Below are 22,212 nucleotides of genomic sequence, written 5' to 3'. Positions count from 1 at the left end.
ATAGGACGAAAAATGAGTGATAAAGTTTTTATTCGAGAGTTAATTGCTTTTGCTTCTATTGGTGCTTACGATTGGGAGCATACCATCAAACAGCGTTTAGTGTTTAATATTGATATGGCGTGGGATTTTTCTAAAGCAGCTGCAACCGATGATGTGCAATATTGTTTAAATTATGCAGAAGTGTCTGAAAAAGTGCTACATTTTGTGGAATCTCAATCTTTCAAGTTAGTTGAAACCGTGGCACATCAAGTAGCAGCATTATTGCAAAAAGAGTATCAACTTTCTTGGATTCGGATTGAATTGCACAAACCTAAGGCAGTAGCACAAGCCAGTAGTGTTGGCGTGATTGTAGAACGGGGTCATCAATAAGACTCAATAAAGCATTTTATTTAATTTTTATATACCAATTTATAGCTGAGTTGATTTACACGCTATAGATCAAAAGAAAGGAGCTAGTATGTTTCGTACAGACATTTTAGAGCGTTTTGAACAGTTGATGTCAGAAAAAAATTGTGAAATCACAAACGCTATTATTGAGCAATTAATCAGACAAGATTTTCACGGGCAGCTATCTTATGGTGTTGTTGATGAGCTATGTGAAAAATTTAAACGTTCTCGAATTGAATTAGCCTTGTTTTGCATTTTGATTGCAGCTTGCTATGCTGTGACACCCGTCTCTCATTTTAATGTAGGGGCAGTTGCTATTGGTAAACGAGGCGATTTCTATTTTGGTGCAAATCAAGAATTTTCGGGAGAGTGTATGCAACAATCTGTTCATGCAGAGCAGAGTGCAATTTCTCACGCCTGGCTTGCTGGCGAAACTTTGATTACAGATGTGGTGGTAAATTACACCCCTTGTGGACATTGCCGCCAATTTATGAATGAACTGAACGGAGCCGCTAATCTAAAAGTGCATTTACCGCATAGCCAAGACAATTTATTGCAAAGCTATCTACCAGATAGTTTTGGGCCGAAGAATTTAGGCATTGAAAAAGTATTATTTGATGATCAACCACAACAATTTGACGTGACAGGCGATAAACTACAACAAGCCGCGATTGTCGCAGCTAACACATCTTACGCCCCTTATAGCAAATCCTTTAGCGGTATTGCACTACAGGTAGGTGAACGGATTATTTGTGGAAAATATGCTGAAAATGCAGCCTTTAATCCAACCTTTTTACCACTTCAAAGTGCATTAAATTACCGTCTCTTTTTAGGGCTTGCTGATGTGCCTGTAGAGCGAATTGTACTTGCAGAAGCAAAAGGCTCATTAAGTAGCTTTGCTATGACACAAGCATTAGCAACATTGCTATTTGGTGTAGATATTGAATATATTTCATTACAAGCGGTATGATTTTAATAATTTTTTCTTGATTCAATAGCAGAACTTGCAATTCAAATAGCAATAAAAAGCCCTTCATTAATGTGAATATTAACGAAGGGCAACATTTGCTAATTTTTAGGGAAAAATGACCGCTTGTTTTCCCTTCTATTGTACGGCAACAATACGCCCATTTTGATAATCCACGGTGACAGGTTTATTTGGTAATAATTTACCGCTTAGAATCTGTTGTGCGAGCGGATTTTCAAGTTCTTGTTGAACCGCACGTTTAAGTGGTCTTGCTCCAAATAATGGATCAAACCCTGCATTTCCGATATGATCTAACGCTTTATCAGTCACGATTAGGTTATAACCACGCTCTGCCAAGCGAGTAATTAAGCGTTGTAGCTGAATTTTTGCAATTGAACGAATATGATCTTGTTCTAACGAGTGGAACATTACCGTTTCATCAATGCGGTTGATAAATTCAGGACGGAAATGATGCCCTACAACTTCCATTACCATCGCTTTTACCGCATCATAGCCTTTGTCGGCATTTTCTTGAATAAGATGTGATCCTAAATTTGAAGTCATAATCACAACCGTATTACGGAAATCTACAGTTCTGCCTTGGCCATCTGTTAAGCGTCCATCATCGAGTACTTGCAAGAGAATGTTGAACACATCAGGGTGTGCTTTTTCCACTTCATCAAGTAATACGACAGAATATGGACGACGGCGAATGGCTTCAGTTAAATAGCCGCCTTCTTCATATCCTACATAGCCTGGAGGTGCCCCCACTAAGCGAGATACACTGTGTTTTTCCATAAACTCAGACATATCAATACGTACCATTGCATCTGGGTCATCAAACAAAAAGTTAGCTAATGTTTTGCTCAATTCCGTTTTCCCCACACCAGTTGGGCCTAAGAATAAGAACGAACCAATCGGTTTATTTGGATCTGAAAGCCCTGCACGGTTACGGCGAATCGCATTGGAAACCGCTTCGACTGCTTCATTTTGACCAATCACACGAGCGTGTAGTACTTCCTCCATTCTAAGCAGTTTTTCTTTCTCGCCTTCCATCATTTTAGACACAGGAATGCCCGTTGCTTTTGAAAGCACTTCAGCAATTTCTTCTTCAGTGACTTTAGTACGAAGTAGCTGCATTTCTGCATTTTTTTCACCATTTTCGACCGCTTGTAGCTGTTTTTCTAAGTTGGGAATCACACCATATTGCAATTCAGACATTTTCTCGAAATTATTTTCACGGCGAGCTTGATCCATTGCAATGCGAGCATTTTCCAACTCTTCTTTAATATGTTGCGTACCAAGCAGAGCTGATTTTTCTGCTTTCCAAATTTCTTCTAGCTCGGAATATTCACGCTCTTTGACCGCTATCTCTTCGTCTAATTTGGCTAAACGCTGGCGACTGGCTTCATCTTCCTCTTTTTGTAATGCTTGGCGTTCTAATTTTAGCTGAATAATACGGCGTTCTAGTTTATCCAAAGGCTCAGGTTTAGAATCGATCTCCATACGCAAACTTGAAGCAGCTTCATCGATCAAGTCAATTGCTTTATCGGGTAATTGACGATCAGAAACATAACGATGCGAAAGCGTTGCAGCTGCCACGATAGCTGGATCGGTAATTTGAACGTGGTGGTGGATTTCATAACGCTCTTTTAATCCACGCAAAATCGCAATCGTATCTTCTACTGTTGGCTCATCAACCAATACTTTTTGGAAGCGACGCTCAAGGGCCGCATCTTTTTCAATGTATTGACGGTACTCGTCAAGCGTTGTTGCTCCAACGCAATGTAGCTCGCCACGAGCAAGGCTTGGTTTGAGTAAGTTTCCCGCATCCATTGCACCGTCAGTTTTACCTGCACCCACCATTGTGTGAATTTCATCAATAAAGAGAATAACTTGTCCTTCTTCTTTGGCAAGTTCGTTTAACACTGCTTTTAAACGCTCTTCAAATTCACCACGATATTTTGCACCAGCAATTAATGCACCCATATCAAGAGAAAGCACTCGCTTATTTTTCAGCCCCTCAGGTACTTCGCCATTTACTATGCGTTGGGCTAAACCTTCTACAATGGCGGTTTTACCTACTCCTGGCTCGCCAATAAGTACAGGGTTGTTTTTGGTACGGCGTTGCAACACTTGAACTGCTCGACGGATCTCTTCATCACGCCCGATGACAGGATCTAATTTGCCTGCTTTTGCACGTTCGGTTAAATCGATCGTATATTTTTTCAATGCTTGGCGGGTTTCTTCCGCATTTTGATTATTCACGTTTTCTCCTCCTCGAATTTGGCTGATTGCTTGTGTGAGTTTTTCTTTGCTTAAGCCAAATTTTTTCCATAATTTGCCTAAATCACCGTTATCTTCAAGTGATGCGAGAACAAACAATTCAGATGAAATAAAACTATCGCCAAATTGTTGTGCCAGCTTATCAGATTGATTTAATAGTCTAACTAACTGTTGGGAAGCTTGAGTGTTACCCCCTTGAACTTGCGGTAAGCGGTCTAAAATGTCTTGTAATTCACGAGTTAAGGTCTGAACATTTATATTTAGTGTAGTAAATAGTGGTGCAACAGAGCCACCTTCTTGTTTTAGTAAAGCATACAGTAAATGAGCAGGCTCAATATAAGGATTATCTTTTCCTACCGCGAGTGATTGAGATTCTGCTAACGCTTCTTGTAGTTTAGTTGTCATTTTTTCAAAATTCATATTTACTCCAAATCTGTTTTTATTATTTATGATAATTAAGCTATTGGGCTGGCTTAATGTTTTACGAAAATATAAATGGTGTTTGTCAAGCCCTTTTCAAGTGAAAATGTGAAAAAGATCACAAAATTAAGCATTAATGCAAAGATTGTCCTTAATTTTGCAATATTTTTGCGAAACGTTACCGCTTGTAAAAAGATTACCGCTTACTTAAAAATTCAAGTAGAATGAATCCATTTACTTAAAAACACAACAGAAAAAATTTGGAGAAGATTATGCCTATTTTACGTTCTGCGACTTCAACGCAAGGTCGCAATATGGCAGGTGCTCGAGCTTTGTGGCGAGCAACAGGAATGAAAGAGGGAGACTTCGGTAAGCCTATTATTGCCGTAGTGAATTCTTTTACTCAGTTCGTTCCTGGCCACGTTCATTTAAAAGATATGGGGCAGTTGGTTGCCGCTGAAATTGAAAAGGCAGGTGCGGTCGCGAAAGAATTTAATACAATTGCGGTGGACGACGGTATTGCAATGGGGCACGGCGGTATGCTTTATTCATTGCCAAGCCGTGATTTGATTGCAGACAGTGTGGAATATATGGTAAATGCTCACTGTGCTGATGCGATGGTATGTATTTCTAATTGTGACAAAATTACCCCAGGAATGTTAATGGCGGCAATGCGTTTGAATATTCCTACCATTTTTGTTTCAGGTGGTCCAATGGAGGCGGGTAAAACGAAGCTTTCTAATCAATTAATCCGTTTGGATTTAGTTGATGCGATGATTGAAAGTGCAGATCCGAGCGTATCGGATGAGCGTATTGATTCCATTGAAAAAAGTGCTTGTCCAACCTGCGGTTCTTGCTCGGGAATGTTCACTGCAAACTCAATGAATTGCTTAACTGAAGCATTAGGTTTGAGCTTACCTGGAAATGGTTCAATGCTTGCTACCCACGCAGATCGTAAAGCGTTATTCCTAAAAGCAGGGCGTGAAATTGTGGCACTTTGTCGTAAATATTACCAAGAAGATGATTACAGCGTATTGCCTCGCTCTATTGCAAGTTTTGACGCTTTTGAAAATGCAATGAGCTTAGATATTGCAATGGGTGGCTCAAGTAATACCGTGCTTCACTTATTGGCAACAGCACAAGAAGCAGGGGTAGATTTCAAAATGGAAGATATTGATCGCTTATCTCGTATTGTGCCCTGCTTGAGTAAAATTGCACCAAATACCAATAAATATCATATGGAAGATGTTCACCGTGCAGGTGGTATTATGGGCTTATTGGGCGAATTAGACCGTGGAGGATTAATTCATCGCCATACTAAAACAGTATTAGGCTTGACAATCGAAGAACAATTAAATCAATACGATATTATGCGAAATAAAGATCCAGAATTGCATAAATTCTTCCGTGCTGGCCCTGCGGGTATTCGCACCACCAAAGCATTTTCACAAGATTGCCGTTGGGATACCGTTGATGATGATCGTGAAAACGGTTGTATTCACAGTGTTGAAAATGCGGTCACTAAAGAGGGTGGTTTAGCGGTATTATTCGGCAATATTGCTGAAGATGGCTGTATTGTTAAAACCGCTGGTGTGGATGAGTCTATCTGGAAATTTACTGGTACAGCTATTGTATTTGAGAGCCAAGAAGATGCTGTTGCAGGCATTTTAGGTGGAGAGGTAAAAGAAGGGCATATTGTAATTATTCGTTACGAAGGTCCGAAAGGTGGGCCTGGTATGCAAGAGATGCTTTATCCAACCAGTTATTTAAAATCAATGGGCTTAGGTAAAAAATGTGCGTTATTAACTGATGGACGTTTCTCTGGGGGGACATCAGGTTTATCTATTGGACACGCCTCGCCAGAAGCTGCATCAGGTGGTGCAATAGCGTTGATTAACAATGGCGATACGGTATCCATCGACATTCCAAACCGTTCAATCAACTTGATGATTTCAGACGAAGAATTGGCGGCTCGCCGTGAAAATATGGAATCTCGTGGCGAGGATGCTTGGAAGCCAGTTAATCGTGAACGTGAAGTATCATTTGCGTTGAAAGTATTTGGGCATTTTGCAACCTCTGCCGACAAAGGAGCCGTACGCGATAAATCATTATTGAAATAAATAATGTTATAAAACAAGCTTCAATTTTTAAGATTGAAGCTTGTCTATGGCAAAGATTTATGGCGAAGATGAATTTTAAGCAAAATAAGCTATTTTTTTCCATTTGCCTGTTCTTCTGCTTTTTTCCGTCTAATTTCTTTGGGATCAGCAATTAAGGGACGGTAGATTTCAATTCTATCGCCATCATCTACTGTTTCATTCAATTTTGCAGGGCGACTAAAAATCCCCACTTTGTTTTCTCGCAAATCAATTTCAGTGTATTTTTCTAATATACCCGAAAGCAAAATAATGTTTTGAATGGTGGTATTTTGTGGCACTTGTAGTTTTTTCAAAAAAAACTTATCGGGGTAAGCATACACGACTTCTACATTAATTTTCTGTTCTTCTTTTTGTACGCCTAAATCAGACACTATATACCTCTCTCGCTCGTTGTTTAAACGCATTTACCATTTTTAACGTCATTTCATTGAATATTTTGCCAAATACCAATGCCACAAGGGGGCTTGAAAATTCAAAATTTAGCTCCAAGGTGATTTTACAACTTTGCTCATCAAACGGAGTGAATGTCCAAGCTCCGTGTAAATGACGGAAAGGCCCCTCAAGTAATGTCATTTCAATTTTATGTGGCGGGGTCATTTTATTGTGTGTACTGAACGTTTGGCTAATGCCTAGCTTTTGGATATGCAATTCAGCCTTCAGCTCATTTTCGCCAGTGCCCAGCGTTTTGGAGCCAACACACCCCGACAAAAATTCGGGGTATTTTTCATAATTATTGACGAGCTGATACATTTGCTCAGCACTGTAAGGCACTAAGGCAGATTGATTTACGATTGGCATAATTTCTTTAATAAATTAACAAGCGGTTGGATTTTACCAAAATTTTGCAAATCTATAAAGAAACGCTTTTGACTTGTAGATAGACGGTTTGCCCTTTTGAAATGGCCAGTGCCTCAAAAGACCACAAGCTAATCGTACTCCAAATTTGTTGATTTTCGACATTGATCTGCACATCCACTTTATTTGAGTGATGCTCAATTTGGCATACGATGCCTTTTAATATATTACGAATAGAACTTTGTGCTGGCTTTTCAATGCTTAGCGAAACATTAGCACTTGCAATAGTCACACGCAATTTTTCACCTAGGCGGTAGTGAGGGATTTCGTTAATCCATAATATCTGGCCATTGAGATTAAGCCCCAGCATTTTATAGCGAGTTTGATGTTCTTTAATAGGCAGCTCAAGCAGGCTAATACGTTGATTATTTGGCTGCCAAGCTTCAAATGCAGGGCTTTGCCAAACATTGACAACAGTATTAAAGGCGGTCACTTTGCCATTTTCAAGCAATACTAAATTATCCGCCAACCGCACGATTTCATCGAGGCTATGGCTAACGTATAAAATCGGGATTTCAAGTGTAGTGGCAAGCTGGCTTAAATAATCTAAAAGCTCTTGTTTACGAGGCAGATCAAGAGCAGATAAAGGCTCATCCATCAATAAAATATCTGGAGAACTTAATAACGCACGTCCAATTGCTACACGCTGTTTTTCACCGCCAGATAGGCTGGCAGGGTAGCGATCTAACAAATGAGAAATGCCTAAAAGCTCCACAATTTGCAAAAAATCGGCAGAATTTGACCGCTTGCAACCGTATTTGAGGTTTTTCTTCACCGAATAATGAGGAAAAAGTCGATGTTCTTGGAATACATAACCAATATGGCGTTTTTCAGGCGGAAGATTTATGCCTTTTTGGCTGTCAAACAGCGTACGTCCGTTTAATTCAATCAGCCCAGATTGTGCCGTAGAAAGCCCCGCAATTAAATTAATCAGGCTAGATTTACCCGCCCCCGAACGACCGAAAATAGCGGTAACGCCTTTTGCTGGAAGAGTGAGATTAATGTTCAGCTCAAAGTTACTGAGTTGTTGGGTAAGATTAAGTTTTAGCATAACGTTTTTGCCTTTCCGCTAACCATTCGGAACAAAATAGGGCGATAAGTGAAATGACGATTGCCACCATACAAAGCCGAGCAGCTGCCATTTCGCCCTTTGGGGTTTCGATAAAGGTAAACAGAGCAGCTGGAATGGTTTGGGTTTGGTTTGGAATGTTGGACACAAAGGTAATGGTTGCTCCAAATTCACCCAACGAGCGGGCAAAACCTAACACTGTGCCTGCCACAATGCCCGAGAATGAAAGCGGTAGCGTGAGGGTGAAAAAGACGTTGAGCGGTGTTGCCCCCAAGGTGCGGGCAGCTTGTTCCAGTTTGGGATCAACGGAATCAAACGCTAAGCGAATAGAACGCACCATTAGCGGAAACGCCATCACCATTGAGGCAAGCACTGCTCCCTTCCAAGAAAAACTAAAGCTAACATTAAACCACTCCCACAGGTATTGTCCGATTACTCCTCGTTTCGCCATCGAGATAAGCAATAAATAGCCAATAACAACAGGAGGCAAAACTAGGGGAAGATGCACAATGCCGTTTAAGAGATTTTTACCCCAAAATTGTTTGCGAGAAAGCAACCAAGCCACCCACACGGCAAGTGGCAGGGCAAGCATCACTGCAATGGAGGCAACTTTTAGGCTGAGAACAATCGCATTGAGTTCTTGTGGGGTAAAATCAAACATCACTCAATCAGTTTAAATCCAGCGGCTTCAAATCGGGCTTTGGCTTCTGGTGTTTGTAGAAAATCTAAAAATTTTATGGCAGATTGTTTTTCACTCACCACCGCGGCAGGGTAAACAATTTCGCCATAGCTTTCAGGTGAGAAAATAGCAACGACTTTCACTTTATCAGACGCTTTTGCATCCGTTGCATACACAATGCCTAATGATGATTCTCCACGTTCAACAAAGGAGAGCGCATCTCGCACATTTTTTGCACGAGCTAATTTGGGCTCAACCGTTTCCCATAAATTATAGTAAGTTAAAGCTTTTTGGGCGTATCTGCCTGCTGGAACGTGGGAAGGATCGCCCACAGATAAATAGCTGTTTGCTAATTCTTTGGTAAAATCGACCGCTTGTATGCTATTGGCTTGAATTTCACTCTCTTTCGGGGCAACTAAAACGAGGGCATTTTTGATGATATTGGTTCTGTTTTTAATTTTAGCAGGTTGTTTTTTGGCAAGATAATCCAGCCATTTTAGATCAGCAGAAATAAAAACATCTGCTGGTGCATCTTGTTCAATTTGTTTGGCTAATGCGGAAGAGGAGGCAAAAGAAAAGGTTACTTTATCTTCAGGATATTGTCGCTCAAAATCTTGATTAATTTCCTGCAATACGTTTGTCATTGAAGCTGCGGCAAAAACGGTAATATTTTCTGCGAAAGCAAAATTTGCACTGAATGCTAATATGCTCGCAAGCGATAATTTTTTTAATACTTTCATAAAGCCTTCTTAATTGGATTTAAGAACGAAGTCCAATCCCTCGTTGAATTAAAGAATAAGCTACACTATATAGCACCACACATAATGCAATGAGTACTGCAAATGTATAAATCAAATGCACATCGCTAATACCAAGAAAACCGTATCTTAAGCCATTAATCATATACACAATCGGGTTGAATTTTGACACTGTTTGCCAAAATTCAGGCAGTAGCGAGATAGAATAAAACACGCCACCTAAATAAGTAAGAGGCGTAAGTACAAAGGTTGGAATGATCCCTATATCATCAAAAGATTTAGCAAAAACCGCATTAATCAAGCCACCTAATGCAAAGGCAATAATGGTTAAAAAGAGCGTTAAAATAATGACGCTAACGCAATAGATATCAAGTCTGACGAAAATCATCGCCACACACATTACTAATAGGGCGGCTAAACTTGCTCGTAGGATACTGCCTAACACATAGCCCCAAATAATATTATGAGTGGAAAGGGGCGAAATCAGTAGCTCTTCAAAATCACGAGTGAATTTGCTTAAAAAGAAAGATGAGGCGGTATTCACATAAGAGGCGGTAATTGCTGTCATCATAATTAAGCCAGGAGCGATAAATTCCATATAGCCTATACCGTTCATTTCCCCAATACGTCCGCCGATTAATTTACCAAAAATCAAAAAATATAGCGTAGTGGTGATAACTGGTGGCACAATGGTTTGTCGCCAAATTCGTAGAATACGGCGACATTCTTTGCAAGCTAAGGTATAAAATCCGATAAAATTCATTTTATTGAGCCATATTGATAAAAAGTTCTTCCAAGCGATTAGATTTGTTACGCATACTTAATACTTCTGCTCCTTGCTCAGCAATTTGCAAGAAGAGATGAGTGAGCCCTTGCTGGCGTTTTACATTCACTTCAAGGGTATTTTCATCTAGCCACTTATGTGGATAATGTTGAATAACAAGCGGTTGATTTTTATCAGAATTTTGCAAATCTAACACAAAAACCTCACTTTCTAATTTTGCAAGCAGAGCCTTCATTGAGGTATTTTCAATGAGTTCACCATTTTGAATAATACCGATATGACGGCACAGGGTTTCAGCTTCTTCCAAGTAGTGCGTAGTAAGAATAATGGTTGTGCCTTGATTATTCAGATCTCGTAGGAAATCCCATAATGAACGGCGAAGTTCAATATCTACACCTGCTGTTGGTTCATCTAAAATCAACAGTTTTGGATTGTGCATTAAAGCTCTGGCAATCATCACTCGACGTTTCATTCCCCCTGAAAGTTCACGGGTAAGATGAGTTCGTTTTTCCCATAAATCGAGTAATTTTAGCCACTTTTCTGCCCGTATTAATGCTTCTTTATGAGCAATACCGTAGAAGCCAGCCTGCTGCACCAACACATCAATAACTTTTTCAAATTGATTAAAATTAAACTCTTGTGGTACTAAGCCAATTTGGTGTTTTAGTTGCACTTTTTGCGTATCTAAATCGTAGCCAAAGACTTTCACGCTCCCACTTGTTTTATTCACAAGTGAGCTGATAATGCCAATAGTTGTGGATTTTCCTGCACCGTTATGTCCTAACAAGGCGTAGAAATCGCCTTGTTCAACCACAAGGTTGATCCCTTTTACCGCTTTTATGCCAGTTGGATAGGTTTTAACAAGGTTGATTAATTCTAATGCTTTCATCTCTTTACTCACTTTCTGCAACCGCCCGAATAGTCGATTCGTCAATGTTTGCATCAAAGGCGTTGCGAAGTAACATCAATTTTTCATCATTAAGCAACGCTGATTTGGCTGCTTCCGTTAATTGTTTGAAAATTGTTCGGCGAATTTCGAGCGGAGTCGGTTTTTCCGCATTGTCGCCTATGGATAAATCGTAGGTGTAACCTTTTTCAGCTAAGGCTATTTCTAAATTTTTACGTGATTCTACATTATCTAAATGTGCCATATTCGGTTTCAAAACCAAAGAAAGGTGGCTATCAGCGTGTTTGTCTAAGTAGCTATTTAGGCCAATTTGGCGAGAAAAACCGCCTAAGTGGAGCGAATTGGTAATATCGCACCATCTATCTTGTTGGCAAGATAATTTAATGGTTTTTTGCACCAATTCAGGCGTACGTTCTTGCAAAATGGCTTGTTTAATATCCGACGGTTTAGCACTGTCTTCTTGGCTTTCTAATTCAGGATTGAGCCAAGTCCATTGGTAATCTTCATCTTCAACGCTTTTGGGTGCAAATTCTACTTTCTGAGTAGTTGGCTGAGCAACTTGGTGTTGATTTTCAGTAAAGTGAATAAAGTGTTCGTGCAATAAAGCGGTCGAATTTTCTGATTTTTTTGCAACAAATCGAGTAGGTGTTAGCTCAGGCTTTTTTTTTTCAGTTTGAGCTAAATTGGCTTGCTGTTGCTGTAATTTTTTACGAGCTTCAAGTGCTGCCATTGCAGGAGAAAGCGTAGGCGGACTATTTTCTTGCTGTATTGCTGGTTTTATATCAGTCGCTTTTGTTTCAATGACTTGCGTATCGGGTGAGTCAATGACTGCTTTTTCCTGAGTTCTATCAAAATTTTCTTTTAATTTAGCGATTTGATTTTGTGGTTTTGATTGCGTATGTGAAGCCAGATGGTTTACTTGTGGCATAACAGAAGTAGGCGATGTGGCTAATGTAGCCATTCTTTCAGTCTGTTTGGGGTGGAAAGCTAAAGCACGCAATATTGCCATTTCTACTCCAGCACGCTGTTCTGGAGCAAATGGCAGCTCTTTTTTACTGTTAAGAATGAGTTGATAGAAAAATTGCACATCTTCAGGTGGTATCTGTTTTGCCAGAAAATGAATCAGGGTTTCTTCGGTTGTGGTTGTTTTCAAGAGTTGCAGCATCGCAATTTTGTGCAAGGTTTCTGCAATATCGCTGAGTAGCTGTTGCCAATTCACGCCTTTAGAGGCAACTTGCTCAATGATTGCCATTGCTTTTTCGCCATCAGCTTGGGCAATCGCTTGCACTAATTCTAGGGGTTGGTTGTCATCAATTAGCCCGAGCATTTGGCTTACAATAGGTAATGTAATATTTCCATTACTCACTGCGATAGCTTGATCAGTCAGGCTGAGAGAGTCTCGAATGCTACCTTGTGCCGCTTTTGCCAGCTTTTCAATCGCAAGGGTTTCGTAGGGAATGCTTTCTGCATTGAGAATGAACTCTAAATGGTTTGCGATTTGCGATTGCTCTAATGCACGCAAATGAAATTGCATACAACGCGATAAAATGGTAATCGGTAACTTTTGTGGATCGGTAGTGGCTAATAAGAATTTTACGTATTCAGGCGGCTCTTCAAGCGTTTTTAGTAACGCATTAAAACTGTGGCGGGAGAGCATATGCACTTCGTCAATCAGATAAACTTTAAAACGCCCAACAGTTGGTTTGTATTGCACATTATCAAGTAGTTCACGGGTGTCTTCCACTTTGGTGCGAGAGGCAGCATCGATCTCAATCAGATCGATAAAATGCCCCTCTTCAATTGCTTTACAATTAGCACATTCACCACAAGGCTCGGCCGTAATACCGTTTTCACAGTTTAACCCTTTAGCAAACAGACGGGCAATTGACGTTTTACCAACACCACGCGTACCTGAAAACAGGTAGGAATAGTGAAGTCTATCTTCTCTTAAACTATTTTCAAGAGCAGATAAAACGTGCTGTTGCCCAACGACTTCTGAAAAGCGTTGCGGTCTCCATTTGCGGGCTAAAACTTGATAACTCATAGGCTTTTCTAGTGAGAGAATATTTACAAGCGGTTCATTTTTGTTATTTTTTTGCAAAAAATTAATAAAAAACGACCGCTTGCAACAGGTTAATGTCCTTCAAAACTGACTAAGCTAAAGGAGGTAATGCCTTCTTTTGCTAAACGCTCTTTGCCACCTAACTCAGGTAACCAAATAACAAACGCAGCATTTTCTACTTTGCCCCCCAAGCGGCGGATTAATTTGGCTGTTGCATCAATCGTACCGCCAGTAGCTAATAGGTCGTCAATCATTAACACATTGTCGTTAGTATTAATCGCATCTTTGTGAATTTCTAACGTGTCTTCGCCATATTCTAAAGTATAAGACTGAGAAATGACTTCACGCGGTAATTTTTTAGGTTTGCGAACTAATACAAAAGGCACGCCCAGTGCTAAAGCAACAGGAGCCCCGAAAATGAAACCACGGGATTCTGTGCCGACAATTTTCGTAATGCCTTTGTCTTTAAATTCAGCCGTAATAGCATCAACAGCTGCTTGAAAAGCTGTTGGCACTTCTAAAAGAGAAGTAATATCACGGAAAATAATCCCTGCTTTAGGGTAATCAGGAATAGATTTGATGGAAGATTTAATTAAATCTAATTGGCTCATTATTTAACCTATATATAATTTGAAAATAACCAGAAAACTCTATAGAAAAATGGGAGAAATTTCAAGGAGAATAGTCAATTTCCTTATAAACATTTTGCGGGTTTAGGTAATCCTGCAATTTTTGTTGCTTGTTTCGCTGGCCCTTCAGGAAATAAACGTTGCAAATAGCGGCTGCTACCTTTCTCTTCGCCAAATTTTTGTGCAATCGCTTTCACTAACATACGAATAGCAGGGGATGTTTTGTATTCTTGATAAAAATCACGCACCAAATAGATGATTTCCCAATGTTCTTCAGTTAATGTGATTTGCTCTTTTTCTGCGATTTTTTCTGCCAATTCTGAAGACCAGTCAGCTAAGTTTTTTAAGTAGCCTGCATCATCAGTTGGATATTGGATATTATTTAGTTCAATAGACATAAAATAAAAATGCCACATAAAGTGGCATTCCTCTTAAAACGTAGTATTAATCGTCATTACCTAATACGCCGAAGATTTGTAAGAAACTCACAAATAGGTTGTAGATAGAAACGTATAAATCAACTGTTGCACGAATATAGTTCGTTTCACCACCGTGAATAATATTGCTAGTTGCAAGCAAAATCGCACCGCTTGAGAAGAGGATAAATAAACTGCTTAATGCTAAGCTTAAAGCTGGAATAGCTAAGAAGATATTTGCCACAATGCCGACTAATAACACGACAAAAAGTGCAATCATCATTCCACTGATAAAGCTCATATCTTTTTTCGTTGTTAATACATAAGCTGAACAGGCAAAGAAAACTAATGCAGTTGCACCAAATGCAAGGGCAACAATATCGCCTAAGCCTGCTCCAATATAACGATTTAAGATTGGGCCTAAGGTGTAGCCTAAGAAACCAGTTAGAGCAAATACGCTTAAAATTCCAGCACTACTATTAGCTGTTGCGTTAGTTAAGAAAAGCAATCCGTAGAAACCTACTAACAATCCCCACCAAGGCATCATTGGTGCATTCATTGCCATTGAGGTAAAAGCAACTACTGCGGAGAAAGTTAAGGTCATTGCCAACAACATATAAGTATTACGAAGCACTTTGTGAGTGCTGATGAATGATTCTTTGGTTGAGTAGCTATGAGCTAAACGATTTTCCATAAAAATTCCTTCTATTTTTTTGTTTTTAAATCGGAAAAGCCGATGGATTTATATCTATGGATAAATTTCCATAAATAGAGCCCTAAGTTAGCGATAATTGATGGTAAAGTCAATGCGATTTTGTCACGTAAGAGTAAAAAAAATAATTTAGTTATGTTACACTTAATCCAATTCTACTGCTTGTTTCTTTAGACCTGTTATGATACTTAATTTCCCAACTTGTTTAACCTTGGTTCGTATCGCAATGATCCCACTGTTTATTGTGGCGTTCTATCTACCCACTAAATATGCTGCTGAAATTGCAACTTTTATCTTTTTTATTGCTTCCATTACGGATGCTTTTGATGGCTATCTAGCACGTAAATGGAATCAAACAACCAGACTAGGTGCGTTTTTAGACCCTGTTGCTGATAAGGTGTTGGTGGCGGTGGCTTTTGTGTGTGTAGCCGAATATTATCATACTTGGTGGATCACAATTCCCATCTGCATTATGATTGCACGAGAAATTATTATTTCTGCCTTGCGTGAATGGATGGCAGAACTTGGTGAGAGAGCAAGCATTGCGGTTTCAATTTGGGGAAAAGTGAAAACCACTGCACAAATGTTAGCCTTAGGTGGGATGATTTGGCGACAAAGCGAAGCAATGGAGATTTTAGCCTTTATCCTACTTTATATTGCAGCAGGTTTGACTATTTGGTCTATGTTGCAATATTTAAATGCCTCAAAAAGTAGTTTGTTGAAGTCGTAAGCGGTTCATTTTTATTATTTTTTTGCAATTATAGGCATTCCTAGCATTGCATACTCTGAAGTTCATTAAGCCTAATGTCCGAATTTAATGCCAAATCTTTTCTTGCCGATGTCCCTCATCAACCAGGTGTTTATCGTATGTATGATGGCACGGGAACCATTATCTATGTGGGTAAAGCCAAAGATTTAAAAAAGCGTTTATCTAGCTATTTCCGTGCGAATTTACCCAATCGTAAAACCGAAGCATTAGTGTCTCATATTGCTCATATTGAGACGACACTTACCCATTCTGAAACAGAAGCGTTGCTGCTAGAACACAACTATATTAAAGAAAATCAGCCCAAATATAATGTGCTTCTACGTGATGACAAAGCCTATCCTTATATTTTGCTTACAAAGCACCCGCATCCTCGTGTCACCAGTTTTCGAGGCAGCAAAAAAATGAGCGGTGAATATTTTGGGCCCTACCCAAATGCTACCGCAGTGCGAGAAACGCTCTATTTGTTACAAAAGATTTTTCCTGTGCGTCAATGTGAAGATAGTTACTACAAAAATCGTTCTCGCCCTTGCTTGCAATATCAAATTGGACGTTGCCTTGCTCCTTGTGTTGAGGGTTACTGTACGCAAGAGGAATACAATAACCAAGTCAAATTAGTTCGACTTTTTTTACAAGGCAAAGATCATCAAGTGGTTGAGTATCTGATCGGGAAAATGGAAAGTGCGGCTGAAAATCTTGAGTTTGAGATGGCAGCACGTTATCGAGATCAGATTCAACTTGTGCGTGAAGTAATGGAAAAACAGTCAATTACCACCGACCGTTGGGATGATTTGGATTTTATATCAATTGCTTATCAATATGGAATTGCTTGTGTGCATATTCTCTTTGTGCGGCAAGGCAAAGTGTTAGGCAATCGAAGCTATTTTCCCAAAGTGCCGAATCATACTGAACTTGCTGAGCTGAGCGATACCTTTATTGGGCAGTTTTATTTGCAGATGAACCAACATCGTACCATTCCAAATCAGATTGTCATTGACCAAGCGGTAAGTGAAAAAATAGCACTGGAAGCGGTGCTTTCTCAGCAAGCAGGGCACAAAGTGACGATTTTAAATAAAGTGCGGGGAGAAAAAGGACGCTATCTTGCGTTAGCTCAAACTAATGCAATGGCAGCACTCAATGTTCAGTTAAAGCAAGAGGAGCGAATTCACACTCGCTATGAGGCGTTACAAGCGGTGCTAAATCTCGAAAAAATAACCAGAATGGAATGTTTTGATATTAGCCACACGATGGGTAATCAAACCGTGGCTGCTTGCGTGGTATTTGATGAAAATGGTATTTTGAAATCGGATTATCGCCGTTTTAACATTGAAGGTATTACACCTGGCGATGATTATGCTGCAATGGAGCAAGCACTATTGAAGCGTTACGATAGAGCCCAGCCGCCTGAAAAAATCCCTGATATTATTTTTATTGATGGTGGTAAAGGTCAGCTCAATCGGGCATTGGAGACTTTTGCTAACCTTAATGTGGAATGGGACAAATCAAAGCCTCTTTTGATTGGTGTAGCAAAAGGCGTAGAACGTAAAGCAGGGTTGGAAACCTTAATCATCAGTAAATGGGATAAAGAAATTAATTTGCCGCCTGACAGTCCAGCATTGCATTTAATTCAGCATATTCGAGATGAGGCTCACAATCACGCTATCAATGCCCATCGTAAAAAACGTCAAAAAGCCTTTACTGAGAGCGGTTTAGAAAGTATTGCAGGGGTAGGGGCTAAGCGTCGCCAAGCCTTATTGAAATATTTAGGCGGTATGCAAGGCGTAAAAAATGCTACTCTTGAAGAAATTCAAAGTGTGCCAGGCATTTCCAAAGCATTGGCAGACGTGATTTTTGATACTTTGAAAAATAGTTAGGTAATAGACAAGCGGTTATTTTTTAGAAATTTTTCGTTATTACGTAGCAGTTGCACAAAGACCTAAATTTTATTTCACCAAATGATAATAATGCTTATTGCCACCCTTATTCGTTGTAAAATGTGGGAGGGCAAAGAAGTAGATGTGTTTTTAACACCAGAAGAATGGAGAAAGTTATCAGGTGTTAATGAGTCATTAAAAAATACCGAATGGATTCATTATCCAATTACTGAAGGAAAAGCAGAAAAGAACCTTTTTTATAAAAAATCAAGGGTGTACCAACGAGAAATGAATTTTAATGGCAATAGACATTTCCTAAATTCAGTAAATAGTAAATATCCCTACTTGAATAAATATACATATATCAACACAACAAAGATGTTTGGTCATAATACATTTATTTTATATGATAAAAAACTGTAAAAAATTATTGTGCAATATAATTACATTACAGGATATCCTAAAAATCCTTTTTTCTCAGCTCGTATCCCCTGTAATGACAGTAGTATTTCAGAGTCTGATGAATTACTAAAGACATATTTTCACTAAATTTCGGAGAAACATAAATGTCTAATGATAATATGGCTTTATTGGCGGCCGCTTCATATGCTAATTTTAAAGATATCAAAAATCTTGATGCTCTTCAAAATGCATTAATATAAGAAATGTCTACAGCACAAGCTGAAAAATTTACTAATATTTATGACATAATTGCTCATAAACCAAACACTTCTAATGGTTATTCAGGAACTATTGTTAAGAATAAAAAAACAAATGAGATGTTTGTGTTACATAGGGGAACAGAAATTAAAACAGGGGCTGATTGGCTAGAGGATGGTATTTTGGTTACAACAGGATTACCCTATCGTCAATTAATAGGTGCCAAAGCTTTTGTTGATGAGAATATTCGTAATGGAAATATTAAAGGAAACTTTATCAATGTAGGCTATAAAAAATATGAAGTAGCTCACAAATTCAATATTTGATGATGTATTAAACTTATTGAGTGTGCTATAAACGCCAGCGATAATCACCCTATCCCCTATGTTTAGTATTTAGCATAAAAATAATGGTGAGATTTTATGATGAGTAAGCTAAAGCAACACTTTTTAAAACACCGATTCTGTTATATCTCTCTAGGGTTATTCTTATTTGCATTTCATCAAATGATAATAGCACTCATAGCCACCCCTATTCGTTGTAAAATGTGGGAGGGTAAAGAAGTAGAGGTATTTTTAACACCAGAAGAATGGAGAACGTTATCAGGTGTTAATGAGTCGTTAAAAGATACTGAATGGATATATTATTCTACTGTTGAAGGCAAGTCGGAAAAGGATCCTTTCTTTATAAAAAATCAAGGGTTGTACCAACCAGAAATGAATTTTAATGGCAATAGGCATTTCTTATTCACAGTAAACAGTAAATATCCTTATTTAAATCAATATATATATATCAACACAACAAAGATGTTTGGTCATAATACATTTATTTTATATGATCACAAACTGCAAAAAATTATTGTTCAATATAATTACATTACAGGATATCCTAAAAGCCCTTTTTTTTCAGGCCGTATCCCCTGTAATGAAAATAGTATTTCAGAGTCTGATGAATTACTGGATACATATTTACATTAAATCTAGGAGGAATGAAAATGTCTAATGATAATATGGCGTTATTGGCTGCGGCTTCTTACGTTGATTTTAGCGTTATTAAAGATCCTCAGCGCTTTCAGGAGGCATTAACAAGAGAAATGTCTACTACACAAGTCGAAAAATTTACTAATACCTATGAACTAATTGCTCACAAAACAAACACCTCTAATGGCTATTCAGGAACTATTGTTAAGAATAAAAAAACAAATGAGATGTTTGTGTTACATAGGGGAACAGAAGTTAAAACAGGGGCTGATTGGCTAGAAGATGGTATTTTGGTAACAACAGGATTACCTTATCGTCAATTAATGGATGCCAAAGCTTTTGTTGATGAGAATATTCGTAATGGAAATATTAAAGGAAATTTTATCAATGTAGGCTATAAAAAATATGAAGTAGATCACAAATTCAATATGTGGTGATGTATTAAACTTATTGGGTGTGCTATAAACGCCACCCATAATCATCCTATCCCCTATGTTTAGGATTTAGCATAAAAATGATAGCGAGATTTTATGATGAGTAAGCTAAAGCAACACTTTTTAAAACATCGATTCTGTTATATCTCTTTAGGTATATTCTTATTTTTGTTTCACCAGATGATAATAATGCTTATTGCTACCCCTATTCGTTGTAAAATGTGGGAGGGAAAAGAAATAGAGGTGTTTTTAACCCCTGAAGAGTGGAGAAAGCTATCTGGGGTTAATGAATCATTAAAAGATACTGAATGGATACCTTATCCTATACTTGAAAGTAGATTTATTGACACCCCTTTTCTTGTGCAAAATAGAAATTCATATCAAACAAGAGTAAACTTCTATGGAAAAGAACATAAACTTAGAGCTATAAATAATAAATACCCTAACATTAATATATATTCTTATATATATATCCTAAAAATATTTTAGGTCACAATACATTTATACTTTATGATAATAATATAAAGAAAAAAATTGTTCAATATAATATGATTTTTGGGCATGGTAATAATATTTTTTTTCTGGTCAGTTTTATTGTAAGGAAGATGGTATTGCACAAGCTTACAAATTATTAGAAAACTTTTTACTTTAAGCTTAGGAGGTAATATGTCTAATGATAATTTAGCTTTATTGGCGGCTGTTTCATATGCAAAATTAGAAAATATAACTAATGCTAATTCTATTCAAGACGCATTAATTATAGCAGAAATACCGGAATCACAAACTCAAGAATTTACTAATACCTATGAACTAATAGCTCACAAGCCAAACACTTCTAATGGTTATTCTGGAACTATTGTTAAGAATAAAAAAACAAATGAGATGTTTGTGTTACATAGGGGAACAGAAATTAAAACAGGGGCTGATTGGCTAGAAGATGGTATTTTGGTAACAACAGGATTACCTTACCGTCAATTAATGGATGCCAAAGCTTTTGTTGATGAGAATATTCGTAATGGAAATATTAAAGGAAATTTTATCAATGTAGGCTATAAAAAATATGAAGTAGATCACAGAATCAATATTTAGTTATTTTTTATTCACATTTTCTTTGCTAGGATTTGTTCTATGAGGAATTAACTTGGTGACTAACCTAGATAACTAGATTAAAGCTCCTTTAACCAATCTGTTTTAAAATGGAAATTTGATTTTGTTAGTTACTGTGATTAAAACGCCATTCGCACTTCCTCAAATACAGCTCAAAATGAGCTTTAGAGGTGTCGTTAAACCTGCGTAAATGGAGTTTGGCTTAGTTCTAAAAATTCTCAATTTTATTGATGTGATTATGATTTTCTGCAAAGTATATGCTGTAATTGATGCGAAAATAGTGAAATTCACTCACATTTAGTATGTCTAGTATGTCGTAACGTAACTTGTGTAGAAATCTGTATAGACAATGCTGTTGGGCTTCACTTGTTTGCGAATTATCTGCGGCATCCGCTGCTATTACCCCTGCGACGAAGAGCTCGAAAAGTTTGTGCTATTTTAGGAGACTTTTATCATGGCGTTATCTTAAACTAAATAAGAAATTTAGTCATTATTTATGAGTAACCTCTTAACCAATTTTTGTAAAATTAATTTTTCGTACAATAGTTAATATCTAGCGTGGTATAAATATAAGCTGTTAACTAGAATTTGAAGTGGAAATCAGGATAAGTGTATAAAGAAGTTTTAGATAATAAATTATGAAGAGTTTTGAACATAAAGAATACCTCTATCTGTTATTGTGTTTTATATTAATTATTAGTAATTGCTATTCATATGATAAGGTGGAGTGTTTTAACCGTAATGAAGTAGATGTGAATCACTCTATAAATAGTTTTTTTGAGAAAATGAAAGAGGATAGAGAGAAAAGAAAAAATAAATATGAAAGTTGCAGGTATGATCAAGAGTGTGAAATATGGGTTTCTCCTAAAATAGATATTTATAAATTAGAGTATAAGTTGCATGATTATATATATAATTATAGCGATAATATACTAATTGAAGATGACTCAGGTAATCTAATAAAAGTAATGAAGCTAGATCTTAGTGACTTTTTTAGAGATTTGAATGCCAAAGTTGTGGAGGGAGTTGAAGTGGGAAGTCTTATTGATCATTCAGTTATAAATCATAGGGGAACTCACTTAGAGCTTTACAATCTGGATAGTTTTTTGATTAAGAAGGATGTGTTGTTGGTAAATGTAAAATCCTTAACAAACATAATTCAAGGGTATCATTATCGCTTGGATATTGATTTGCTTAAAGTGCCATCATACGATGGACTTTCCGAAAAAAGATATTATCCTTTAAATCAATGTGGTGAAGTTATTAACTTTAATGAGTATGAGATTTCTACTAATAATTAG

At 37.8% G+C, this 22,212-nt stretch carries 24 protein-coding genes and 1 pseudogene; 12 read left to right on the top strand and 13 right to left on the bottom strand.

All coding sequences use genetic code 11. From position 1 onward, the window contains the following. Positions 1 to 12 precede the first annotated feature (12 nt). Positions 13 to 369: a dihydroneopterin aldolase gene (folB, locus tag GM698_RS01305; protein ID WP_159629436.1), complete on the top strand. Its 357-nt coding sequence runs from the start codon at positions 13 to 15 to the stop codon at positions 367 to 369. An 88-nt stretch (positions 370 to 457) separates the two neighbouring features. Then, positions 458 to 1,357, top strand: a complete 900-nt coding sequence (gene cdd, locus GM698_RS01300; RefSeq protein ID WP_209289523.1) for a cytidine deaminase — start codon at positions 458 to 460, stop codon at positions 1,355 to 1,357. A 135-nt stretch (positions 1,358 to 1,492) separates the two neighbouring features. Here the strand turns inward: cdd and clpB are convergent, their stop codons facing one another. Further along, entirely contained in the window at positions 1,493 to 4,060 is a 2,568-nt protein-coding gene (gene clpB, locus GM698_RS01295; protein WP_209289522.1) for an ATP-dependent chaperone ClpB, read from the bottom strand. Between the two features lie 272 nt (positions 4,061 to 4,332). Between clpB and ilvD the strand changes: the two genes are divergently transcribed. After that, entirely contained in the window at positions 4,333 to 6,180 is a 1,848-nt protein-coding gene (ilvD, locus tag GM698_RS01290) for a dihydroxy-acid dehydratase (protein WP_209289521.1), read from the top strand. Between the two features lie 89 nt (positions 6,181 to 6,269). Here ilvD and GM698_RS01285 read toward each other — a convergent pair whose 3' ends face one another. The 11 genes from GM698_RS01285 to GM698_RS01235 all read right to left on the bottom strand — a co-directional run bounded on the left by GM698_RS01285 (position 6,270) and on the right by GM698_RS01235 (position 15,072). Further along, positions 6,270 to 6,623, bottom strand: a complete 354-nt coding sequence (locus GM698_RS01285; RefSeq protein WP_176808148.1) for an RnfH family protein — start codon at positions 6,621 to 6,623, stop codon at positions 6,270 to 6,272. Continuing rightward, on the bottom strand, positions 6,583 to 7,017 hold the full coding sequence (locus tag GM698_RS01280; protein ID WP_176808149.1) for a type II toxin-antitoxin system RatA family toxin: 435 nt from the start codon (positions 7,015 to 7,017) through the stop codon (positions 6,583 to 6,585). The genes GM698_RS01285 and GM698_RS01280 overlap by 41 nt, the downstream gene beginning before the upstream one ends. A 52-nt stretch (positions 7,018 to 7,069) precedes the next feature. After that, complete coding sequence (gene modC, locus GM698_RS01275) at positions 7,070 to 8,125, bottom strand: molybdenum ABC transporter ATP-binding protein ModC (protein ID WP_209289520.1); 1,056 nt, start codon at positions 8,123 to 8,125, stop codon at positions 7,070 to 7,072. Beyond that, complete coding sequence (gene modB / locus GM698_RS01270; protein WP_209289519.1) at positions 8,112 to 8,804, bottom strand: molybdate ABC transporter permease subunit; 693 nt, start codon at positions 8,802 to 8,804, stop codon at positions 8,112 to 8,114. Before modB ends, modC begins: the two co-directional genes overlap by 14 nt. Then, on the bottom strand, positions 8,804 to 9,562 hold the full coding sequence (gene modA / locus GM698_RS01265) for a molybdate ABC transporter substrate-binding protein (RefSeq protein WP_209289518.1): 759 nt from the start codon (positions 9,560 to 9,562) through the stop codon (positions 8,804 to 8,806). Before modA ends, modB begins: the two co-directional genes overlap by 1 nt. Positions 9,563 to 9,581: 19 nt before the next feature. Next, a complete protein-coding gene (locus GM698_RS01260) occupies positions 9,582 to 10,343 on the bottom strand; it encodes an ABC transporter permease (RefSeq protein WP_159629454.1) in 762 nt (253 codons plus the stop codon). 1 nt (position 10,344) lies between these two features. Next, positions 10,345 to 11,253: an ABC transporter ATP-binding protein gene (locus tag GM698_RS01255; RefSeq protein ID WP_209289517.1), complete on the bottom strand. Its 909-nt coding sequence runs from the start codon at positions 11,251 to 11,253 to the stop codon at positions 10,345 to 10,347. Positions 11,254 to 11,257: 4 nt separating this feature from the next. Beyond that, a complete protein-coding gene (gene dnaX / locus GM698_RS01250) occupies positions 11,258 to 13,315 on the bottom strand; it encodes a DNA polymerase III subunit gamma/tau (protein WP_209289516.1) in 2,058 nt (685 codons plus the stop codon). Positions 13,316 to 13,404: 89 nt separating this feature from the next. Beyond that, positions 13,405 to 13,944 (bottom strand): adenine phosphoribosyltransferase, encoded by a 540-nt coding sequence (gene apt / locus GM698_RS01245; RefSeq protein ID WP_176808155.1) that lies wholly within the window; start codon positions 13,942 to 13,944, stop codon positions 13,405 to 13,407. Positions 13,945 to 14,027: 83 nt separating this feature from the next. Beyond that, positions 14,028 to 14,378, bottom strand: a complete 351-nt coding sequence (locus GM698_RS01240) for a TusE/DsrC/DsvC family sulfur relay protein (protein WP_209289515.1) — start codon at positions 14,376 to 14,378, stop codon at positions 14,028 to 14,030. 28 nt (positions 14,379 to 14,406) lie between these two features. Next, positions 14,407 to 15,072 carry a Bax inhibitor-1 family protein gene (locus GM698_RS01235; RefSeq protein WP_209289514.1) on the bottom strand — a complete coding sequence of 222 codons (666 nt, stop codon included), beginning with the start codon at positions 15,070 to 15,072 and terminating at the stop codon, positions 14,407 to 14,409. A 199-nt stretch (positions 15,073 to 15,271) separates the two neighbouring features. Here GM698_RS01235 and pgsA point away from each other — a divergent pair, with 199 nt between their 5' ends. The 8 genes from pgsA to GM698_RS01195 all read left to right on the top strand — a co-directional run bounded on the left by pgsA (position 15,272) and on the right by GM698_RS01195 (position 20,893). Next, a complete protein-coding gene (gene pgsA / locus GM698_RS01230; RefSeq protein ID WP_159629466.1) occupies positions 15,272 to 15,820 on the top strand; it encodes a CDP-diacylglycerol--glycerol-3-phosphate 3-phosphatidyltransferase in 549 nt (182 codons plus the stop codon). A 74-nt stretch (positions 15,821 to 15,894) separates the two neighbouring features. After that, positions 15,895 to 17,730, top strand: a complete 1,836-nt coding sequence (gene uvrC / locus GM698_RS01225; protein ID WP_209289513.1) for an excinuclease ABC subunit UvrC — start codon at positions 15,895 to 15,897, stop codon at positions 17,728 to 17,730. A gap of 90 nt (positions 17,731 to 17,820) precedes the next feature. Further along, positions 17,821 to 18,153 (top strand): hypothetical protein, encoded by a 333-nt coding sequence (locus GM698_RS01220; protein ID WP_245189277.1) that lies wholly within the window; start codon positions 17,821 to 17,823, stop codon positions 18,151 to 18,153. 242 nt (positions 18,154 to 18,395) lie between these two features. Then, a complete protein-coding gene (locus GM698_RS01215) occupies positions 18,396 to 18,716 on the top strand; it encodes a DUF6792 domain-containing protein (protein WP_209289512.1) in 321 nt (106 codons plus the stop codon). Between the two features lie 96 nt (positions 18,717 to 18,812). Continuing rightward, complete coding sequence (locus GM698_RS01210; RefSeq protein WP_245189276.1) at positions 18,813 to 19,367, top strand: hypothetical protein; 555 nt, start codon at positions 18,813 to 18,815, stop codon at positions 19,365 to 19,367. Positions 19,368 to 19,384: 17 nt separating this feature from the next. After that, entirely contained in the window at positions 19,385 to 19,807 is a 423-nt protein-coding gene (locus tag GM698_RS01205; RefSeq protein WP_209289511.1) for a DUF6792 domain-containing protein, read from the top strand. Positions 19,808 to 19,900: 93 nt separating this feature from the next. Then, complete coding sequence (locus tag GM698_RS01200) at positions 19,901 to 20,293, top strand: hypothetical protein (protein ID WP_245189275.1); 393 nt, start codon at positions 19,901 to 19,903, stop codon at positions 20,291 to 20,293. 177 nt (positions 20,294 to 20,470) lie between these two features. Next, positions 20,471 to 20,893, top strand: a complete 423-nt coding sequence (locus GM698_RS01195) for a DUF6792 domain-containing protein (protein WP_176809811.1) — start codon at positions 20,471 to 20,473, stop codon at positions 20,891 to 20,893. 124 nt (positions 20,894 to 21,017) lie between these two features. On the opposite strand, the pseudogene GM698_RS01190 reads toward GM698_RS01195, so the two are convergent. After that, positions 21,018 to 21,292: pseudogene (locus GM698_RS01190) on the bottom strand (transposase); the annotation flags it as partial. Positions 21,293 to 21,549: 257 nt separating this feature from the next. Between GM698_RS01190 and GM698_RS01185 the strand changes: the two are divergent. After that, positions 21,550 to 22,212 (top strand): hypothetical protein, encoded by a 663-nt coding sequence (locus GM698_RS01185; protein ID WP_108925033.1) that lies wholly within the window; start codon positions 21,550 to 21,552, stop codon positions 22,210 to 22,212.

It is taken from the genome of Mannheimia sp. ZY171111 (genome assembly GCF_017750945.1).
Taxonomy (GTDB): Bacteria; Pseudomonadota; Gammaproteobacteria; order Enterobacterales; family Pasteurellaceae; genus Mannheimia; species Mannheimia pernigra.
The sequence above is the reverse complement of the archived record's forward strand: the minus strand, read 5'-3'. Positions and strand labels throughout refer to the sequence as shown.

What these genes read in the sequence shown, in the direction of transcription:
- folB (WP_159629436.1), top strand. Translation starts at nt 13, where the DNA reads ATGAGTGATAAAGTTTTTATTCGAGAGTTAATTGCTTTTGCTTCTATT.
- cdd (WP_209289523.1), top strand. Translation starts at nt 458, where the DNA reads ATGTTTCGTACAGACATTTTAGAGCGTTTTGAACAGTTGATGTCAGAA.
- clpB (WP_209289522.1), bottom strand. Translation starts at nt 4,060, where the DNA reads ATGAATTTTGAAAAAATGACAACTAAACTACAAGAAGCGTTAGCAGAA.
- ilvD (WP_209289521.1), top strand. Translation starts at nt 4,333, where the DNA reads ATGCCTATTTTACGTTCTGCGACTTCAACGCAAGGTCGCAATATGGCA.
- GM698_RS01285 (WP_176808148.1), bottom strand. Translation starts at nt 6,623, where the DNA reads ATGCGTTTAAACAACGAGCGAGAGAGGTATATAGTGTCTGATTTAGGC.
- GM698_RS01280 (WP_176808149.1), bottom strand. Translation starts at nt 7,017, where the DNA reads ATGCCAATCGTAAATCAATCTGCCTTAGTGCCTTACAGTGCTGAGCAA.
- modC (WP_209289520.1), bottom strand. Translation starts at nt 8,125, where the DNA reads ATGCTAAAACTTAATCTTACCCAACAACTCAGTAACTTTGAGCTGAAC.
- modB (WP_209289519.1), bottom strand. Translation starts at nt 8,804, where the DNA reads ATGTTTGATTTTACCCCACAAGAACTCAATGCGATTGTTCTCAGCCTA.
- modA (WP_209289518.1), bottom strand. Translation starts at nt 9,562, where the DNA reads ATGAAAGTATTAAAAAAATTATCGCTTGCGAGCATATTAGCATTCAGT.
- GM698_RS01260 (WP_159629454.1), bottom strand. Translation starts at nt 10,343, where the DNA reads ATGAATTTTATCGGATTTTATACCTTAGCTTGCAAAGAATGTCGCCGT.
- GM698_RS01255 (WP_209289517.1), bottom strand. Translation starts at nt 11,253, where the DNA reads ATGAAAGCATTAGAATTAATCAACCTTGTTAAAACCTATCCAACTGGC.
- dnaX (WP_209289516.1), bottom strand. Translation starts at nt 13,315, where the DNA reads ATGAGTTATCAAGTTTTAGCCCGCAAATGGAGACCGCAACGCTTTTCA.
- apt (WP_176808155.1), bottom strand. Translation starts at nt 13,944, where the DNA reads ATGAGCCAATTAGATTTAATTAAATCTTCCATCAAATCTATTCCTGAT.
- GM698_RS01240 (WP_209289515.1), bottom strand. Translation starts at nt 14,378, where the DNA reads ATGTGGCATTTTTATTTTATGTCTATTGAACTAAATAATATCCAATAT.
- GM698_RS01235 (WP_209289514.1), bottom strand. Translation starts at nt 15,072, where the DNA reads ATGGAAAATCGTTTAGCTCATAGCTACTCAACCAAAGAATCATTCATC.
- pgsA (WP_159629466.1), top strand. Translation starts at nt 15,272, where the DNA reads ATGATACTTAATTTCCCAACTTGTTTAACCTTGGTTCGTATCGCAATG.
- uvrC (WP_209289513.1), top strand. Translation starts at nt 15,895, where the DNA reads ATGTCCGAATTTAATGCCAAATCTTTTCTTGCCGATGTCCCTCATCAA.
- GM698_RS01220 (WP_245189277.1), top strand. Translation starts at nt 17,821, where the DNA reads ATGCTTATTGCCACCCTTATTCGTTGTAAAATGTGGGAGGGCAAAGAA.
- GM698_RS01215 (WP_209289512.1), top strand. Translation starts at nt 18,396, where the DNA reads ATGTCTACAGCACAAGCTGAAAAATTTACTAATATTTATGACATAATT.
- GM698_RS01210 (WP_245189276.1), top strand. Translation starts at nt 18,813, where the DNA reads ATGATGAGTAAGCTAAAGCAACACTTTTTAAAACACCGATTCTGTTAT.
- GM698_RS01205 (WP_209289511.1), top strand. Translation starts at nt 19,385, where the DNA reads ATGTCTAATGATAATATGGCGTTATTGGCTGCGGCTTCTTACGTTGAT.
- GM698_RS01200 (WP_245189275.1), top strand. Translation starts at nt 19,901, where the DNA reads ATGATGAGTAAGCTAAAGCAACACTTTTTAAAACATCGATTCTGTTAT.
- GM698_RS01195 (WP_176809811.1), top strand. Translation starts at nt 20,471, where the DNA reads ATGTCTAATGATAATTTAGCTTTATTGGCGGCTGTTTCATATGCAAAA.
- GM698_RS01185 (WP_108925033.1), top strand. Translation starts at nt 21,550, where the DNA reads ATGAAGAGTTTTGAACATAAAGAATACCTCTATCTGTTATTGTGTTTT.